5 protein-coding genes are annotated in these 6,678 nt (G+C 33.2%); 3 read left to right on the top strand and 2 right to left on the bottom strand.

What is annotated here, in order from left to right:
• Nucleotides 1-94: 94 nt before the first annotated feature.
• On the bottom strand, nt 95-844 hold the full coding sequence (locus tag M2475_RS11110; RefSeq protein ID WP_277491587.1) for a hypothetical protein: 750 nt from the start codon (nt 842-844) through the stop codon (nt 95-97).
• Nucleotides 845-1,167: 323 nt separating this feature from the next.
• On the opposite strand from M2475_RS11110, the gene mnmG reads away from it, so the two are divergent.
• Nucleotides 1,168-3,030, top strand: a complete 1,863-nt coding sequence (gene mnmG / locus M2475_RS11105; RefSeq protein WP_277491585.1) for a tRNA uridine-5-carboxymethylaminomethyl(34) synthesis enzyme MnmG — start codon at nt 1,168-1,170, stop codon at nt 3,028-3,030.
• 147 nt (nt 3,031-3,177) lie between these two features.
• A complete protein-coding gene (locus M2475_RS11100) occupies nt 3,178-4,059 on the top strand; it encodes an Ig-like domain-containing protein (RefSeq protein ID WP_277491584.1) in 882 nt (293 codons plus the stop codon).
• A 53-nt stretch (nt 4,060-4,112) separates the two neighbouring features.
• On the opposite strand, the gene ilvA is transcribed toward M2475_RS11100, so the two are convergent.
• A complete protein-coding gene (gene ilvA / locus M2475_RS11095; RefSeq protein ID WP_277491583.1) occupies nt 4,113-5,318 on the bottom strand; it encodes a threonine ammonia-lyase in 1,206 nt (401 codons plus the stop codon).
• Nucleotides 5,319-5,373: 55 nt separating this feature from the next.
• Here ilvA and M2475_RS11090 point away from each other — a divergent pair, with 55 nt between their 5' ends.
• On the top strand, nt 5,374-6,570 hold the full coding sequence (locus tag M2475_RS11090) for an ATP-binding protein (RefSeq protein ID WP_277491581.1): 1,197 nt from the start codon (nt 5,374-5,376) through the stop codon (nt 6,568-6,570).
• The last annotated feature ends 108 nt before the right edge of the window (nt 6,571-6,678 follow it).

The following is a 6,678-nucleotide window of genomic DNA, read 5'->3' as shown; positions in this document are numbered from 1 at the left end:
TAGCACAAATATACTATACCAAAAAGAACGTCTTTTCTCATCTCGAGATTAGGCGTTCTTTTTATTTTAGGTCTGTTTATTTGTCACAGCCCCTTTAAACATATTTTTCAATTTTCACAATGTTTCCATTGAATTGATCAAGAGCATTTAAATCTCCATCTCTTGTTACTTGAGGATAAGCAGCATTAACACGATTAATATCGATTACAAATTCAATAATCGCACCACTAGAGTCTTGGCACCCATTTGTTGTATGGGCATCTGATTTCTCATCTACTTTAATGACTTTGAAAACTTTACCTGTATCGGTTGTGACACGGTATTTACTTCCTAATTCACCGTAGGTAGAACCTAGTGCAACGGCAATAAAACCGTCAGTTGTAGTTAATAAGCCATCATCATTAAGATTCGTGTATGTATTGATAATATACATTTGTGCTGAGCTTGGATGAATTGCTCGATAATCCATATAAGTCTTTTTACTTGATAAGTACCCACATACATCAACAGAAGTATATCGTGCTTCTTCTGCTGCTATAGCAGCTTCTTTTGCTGCCAATGCTGCAGCTTCTCTTTCTTGTTGCTCTTGCAATGCTTTTAATGCTAGAGCTTTTTCTTTATTTTTTTGTACGGCTCCCGCTTCGATATCAGCTTGAATATCAAATGTTGTTCTTTGTTCTTCATTCTTTATCGCTTCATCGAAAGCACCAATTGTATCAACGGTATTATTTGGTTGAATATTCTCAACAGCATAAATGCTGTCAAACCCTGCCCACATAATTAAGGCGATCAACAATAATACCAGCAGACTGGAGGTGGGAGTTTCAATTTTCTTTGCTTTCATAAATAGTCCTTCTCCTTTTCGCAAAATCGCGGATAATGATTAGTATCTATTCTTACAACTACCTGTTGCGAAAAAATACGCAACCACTGCATTATATACAAAATGAATATAAAATGCAAAAAAAAAGCAACATTTTTAACGTGTAAACGCTTACAAAGCAGGAATCATGCTGTTATAGAGGGGAAATTGAGATGTTAGTTTTAATAAAAATATTCATATTTTAAATATAAATCCCTAATAATTTTAGCTATATTTGTTAATATTAAAAAAAGTATAGGATATTTGAATTATTATAGTATAATAAAGTATCGAGAGGTGATTTCATGGTTGATATAATCGTTGTAGGTGGGGGACATGCAGGTGTAGAAGCTGCTTTAGCGTGTGCTAGAATGAATAAGCAGACGGTTTTGTTCACGTTAGATATTAATGCAATTGCAAAAATGCCATGTAATCCATCTGTAGGAGGACCTGCAAAAGGAATTGTTGTAAGAGAGATTGATGCATTGGGTGGCGAAATGGGAAAAGCTGCAGATGCTACAGCGTTACAGTTTAAAATGTTGAATACAAACAAAGGTCCAGGTGTACGATGTTTAAGAGTACAAAGTGATAAATTAGAGTATTCTAAATATATGCAAAAGGTATTATTAAATACAGATAACCTTATGATTAGAGAAGCAATGATTGAAGAATTGGTAGTGGAAGATGGAGTTACAAAAGGAGTTCGCTTAACTTCAGGTGAAATAGTGTATGCCAAAAGTGTTATTCTTACAACGGGAACTTATATGAGTGGAAAGATTTTGATTGGACATACAGCAACGGAAAGCGGTCCTGATAATGAGCCAACGACAAATAATTTATCTGCTTCTTTACGAGCGTTGGGAATTGAAACTTTTCGTTTGAAAACAGGAACACCAGCAAGAGTAAAAACTGATACAATTGATTTTTCTAAAACAGAGATGCAACCAGGAAGTGAAGAATTTGTATCTTTTAGTTATGAAACAAAAAAAATTTTACCTTTTGCAAAACAAGAGGTATGTTATCTAACATATACAAGTAAAGAAACACATGATGTAATAAATAGTAATTTAGACAAGAGTGCAATGTACTCGGGGTTAGTAGAAGGGGTAGGTCCAAGGTATTGTCCATCGATTGAAGACAAATTGGTAAGATTTAAAGATAAGGAACGTCACCAAATCTTTTTAGAACCAGAAAGTCGTTCTTTAGATACTACTTATGTACAAGGATTTTCAACTTCTATGCCATATGATATTCAAGAAAAGATGATTCATTCTTTACCAGGTTTAGAGAATGCGAAAATTGAAATATATGGATATGCAATTGAGTATGATGCAATTGACCCATTACAATGTAAGCCAACATTAGAAAGTAAAAAAGTGGATAATTTATATACTGCTGGGCAGATTAATGGAACAAGTGGATATGAAGAAGCTGCAGCTCAAGGGTTGATGGCAGCGATTAATGCTTGTTTAAAACAAGAAGGAAAAGAACCATTTATCTTACGACGTGATGAAGCATATATTGGTGTAATGATTGATGATTTAGTAAATAAAGGAACAAAAGAACCTTATCGTTTACTAACAAGTAGGGCTGAGTATCGCTTGTTATTGCGTCACGATAATGCGGATCAAAGATTGAGTACATATGGGTATAAGATTGGGTTATTGAAAAAAGAAAGATATTTACGATTCTGTGATAAGCAAGATAAAATGAAACAATTATTATCAAGGTTGCATGAAATTCGCTTTACGCCTAAATCGGATATCAATGAATATTTGCAAACAATTGGATATGAAATGCTAGATGATGGAATATCAGCATATGAATTATTAAAAAGACCTAAAGTAGAATTAAAGGTTTTAAAACCATATTTGGATTTTGATGTGGATGAAGAAGTTATTCAAGCTGTTGAGATTGAAGTGAAATATGAAGGATATATTGTGAAGGCAAAAAAGGAAGCCGAACGGTTGCTCAGTATGGATAATTTAAAACTTCCAGCTCATATTGATTATGACAAAGTAGAAAATTTATCTTTAGAAGCACATCAAAAATTATCAAAAGTTCGCCCCCTTACTGTAGGGCAAGCATCACGAATTAGTGGGGTAAATCCTGCTGATATTGCAGTGTTGATGATCTATTTGAAAAAACAAACAAATAAAGAAAAGTAATCATTTCATTGAAATGGTTATTTTTTTATATTTAGATATGGAAATGATAAAGTATGCTCCTTATATTAGTAAAAAAATCGAACGTTTTTTTCTTTTATACTGTCTAAATAGTAGAGAGAGTAAAATAGCGAAGTTTCAGGAGGGAAAATGAAAAAAATAAAATTATTTTTTGGAAGTGTTTTAGCTTTCATCATGGCATTTACATTAGTGATGCCAACATCTGTATTTGCAGAAGGTACAGATCCAGTATTTTTTGATAAAGATGCATTTTTAGCAAATTATGCGGAATTGGATCCAGTATTAATTAATGAAAACTCAACTTCACTTGAAGATATGAATGTTGTAAACTTAGAAACATTTATTCCAGGGGGAATCGATGCAAGCAAAGTAGTCTTTGAAGATGTTACTGCATCAATGGCATATCCAACTGATGAGACAGGAAGTATCCTAATTGAAAAAGATGATACATACTTTATGGGTGTATTATTATTTGGTGAAGCAGCAGGAAATGTTGCAATGAAAATAACTTATAATGAAGATGATGTTACATCATATTCAATGATAGTTGAATTTAAAGTAAAAGAAGTAAATGTTTCAGAAATTAGATTTGATGAATCAGCAGTTTCATTAAAAAAAGGTGAAACAAAAGATGTATGGGTTGAATTTTTACCAGAAAATTGGAATATCAATCCTGGAGAAGTAACAGTCAGAAATAGCGATACAAGTGTTGTTAAAATAGAATTGATTGATGAAGAAGATTTAACAGGTGCATTTAGCTGGCAAGGACTTGTAAGAATCACAGGATTATCTGAAGGTACAGCTACAATCACTGCAGAAATTGCTGGCGGTAAAACAACAAGTCTTATCGTTACAGTAAAAGAAGATGGTTCAACAGTTATCGTTCCAGCTGCTGCTGGACTAAGTGCACCAGCAACAGGTGATACTACGAACCTTTCGTTCTACATGGTATTATTATTGGCTGGGTTAGCAGGATTAACTGGCTATAAATTTTTAAGAAAAGAAAATTAATTAAAAGAAAAGAATAGATGTCGTACTCTCTCAATTGACATCTATTCCTTTTTTTATGTTCTTTCTTTTACAATTTCAAATCCTTGACTTGAAAGCTCGTGCTTAATATCTTCGATATGCTTGTGATTTTTAGTTTCCATTGTAATTTTTAGGAAACAGCTATTTATATCCATATCAGGATCACCATTGTCGTAATTAACTGCAACTACATTTCCACCACATTTACTGATGGTGCGGCTAACTCCTTCTAGTTGCCCTGGTTTATCAACAAGTGCAATTGTTAATGAAGTTTTACGTCCACTCATTAGTAACCCTCTAGTGATTACTCTATCTAAAATGTTAACATCAATGTTACCACCACTGACAACACATACAACATTCTTATTTTTTAGAGGTAATTTATTAAACATTGCTGCAGCAACAGAGACTGCTCCAGCACCTTCTGCAACAAGCTTTTCTTTTTCCATTAACATCAAGATAGCAGCAGCGATTTCATCATCAGATACGGTAATGATTTCATCTACATAGTTTTGTACTAAATCGTAAGTTAATTCGCCTGCTCGCATAACGGCAATTCCATCTGCAAAGGTATTAATAGATTCTAAGGTTGTGATTTGCTTGCATTTACATGCTTCATACATGCTTGCAGCACCAGCAGCTTGAACTCCATATACTTTGCATGATGGTTGTAATGTCTTGATTGCATAAGCAAGGCCACTAATGAGTCCACCACCACCAACAGGAACAACGACTGCATCAACATCATCTAATTGTTCAAGAATTTCTAAACCTACAGTTCCTTGCCCAGCAATGACATCTTCATCATCAAAAGGGTGAATCAATGTATACCCCTTCTCTTTTTGTAATTCTAAAGCTTTTCTATATGCATCATCATAAGTACCTTCTACAAGGCATATTTCAGCTCCATAACTTCTAGTAGCTTCTATTTTACTAATCGGTGCACTATCAGACATACAAATCAAGCAAGGAATATTATTCTTTTGTGCTGCTAAAGCAACTCCTTGTGCATGATTACCTGCACTACAAGCGATAATACCTTTCTTCTTTTCTTCGTCACTAAGTTGACTAATTTTGAAGTAAGATCCTCGAATCTTAAAACTACCTGTCAATTGCAGATTTTCTGTTTTTAAATACAGGTTATTTTCACTTGGAATATTGGTTGCAGCAATCAATGAAGTATTGCGAATAACTTCTTTTAAAACATAGCTTGCTTGGTATATTTTGTCTAATGTAAGCATAGTAAACTCCTTTAATTAATGATACAATTATATCATAATTAAGGGGGCGTAAAAGATGAAGTTTAAAGAAATGCAAAAGAAATTAAACAGTTTAACAATTTTTCGCAGCCTATTGGATGAAGAAGTAATTGTGAAATTTAGAATCTTGTTAGATTGCAATACATTGGAAGTTGATAACTTTGTAAATTGTTATTGTGATTTTACATCTACATTATATAAATATGATACAAACCTCAGTCGTTATTTATATCGTTATGTCATGGATGATGATAATATTTATATCAAAAGAATGGCGCAAGGAAAACCAGTAGAAAAAATGATTGAACAAGCAACGATGTATGAACTAGGTGTTATACAAGAGTTGAGCAAATTTTCTTCAAAAGAAATAGTAAAGGATGTTCCGTATAGTGGTTTTTTACCAAAGTGGAAAAATACAAACTATCATTTTAAAAAAGCTTATTTAGAAAAGATTGATAATTTAGCTGTTGAAGGATATGGAGTATATGCAAAATATCATGTATTTGCATTACGTGATCAACACTTAGTACCAATAAAACATCCAGATCCACAACGTTTACAAGATTTAATTGGTTATGAACGTGAGCGTGAAATGGTGATTAAAAACACAGAAGCTTTTTTAAAGGGAATGAAAGCAAGTAATGTTTTATTATATGGTGATGCAGGGACGGGGAAAAGTTCTACTGTAAAAGCAATTGCGAATGCATATTATAAGCAAGGGTTACGATTGGTTGAACTAAAAAAACACCAATTATTTCAATTGCCTGAAATAATTGATGAATTAGCTAAAAATCCATTGAAGTTTATTATTTTTATTGATGATTTGAGTTTTAATGGAAATGATGATAACTTTGTTGCATTGAAAACGATATTAGAAGGTGGTGTGGCAGGAAATACAAAGAATATTGTAATTTATGCTACGACGAATCGCCGTCATTTTGTGAAGGAGAGTATGAAAGATCGCAATCATGATGAACTGTTTACCAATGATTCGATTCAAGAAACAATGAGTTTGGCAGCACGGTTTGGCTTAACCGTAACATTCCAAAAACCAGGGAAAGATTTGTTTTTGGAAATTGTTGAGCAACTAGCAAAGGAAAATAACTTAGCGCTTCAAGGTGAAGAGTTAATTAAGGAAGCAGAAGTTTTTGCTTTAAGGAATAATGGAAGAAGTCCAAGAACGGCAAAACAATTTGTTGAGCTACAAAAAATCAAAGAAAATGTTGATGAATAAAAAAGCAATACAGAATGAAGTGCACCCCGTTATTTGGACACCCAAATAAAAGGAGGTGCATTTTTATATGTCGAAGTTACTAAGAGAACAGAAGATACAATTATACAA

This window comes from Breznakia sp. PF5-3 (assembly GCF_029504745.1).
Lineage (GTDB): Bacteria > Bacillota_I > Bacilli_A > Erysipelotrichales > Erysipelotrichaceae > Breznakia.
Note: the sequence above shows the minus strand (reverse complement) of the source record. Positions and strands in the feature narration are given on the sequence as shown.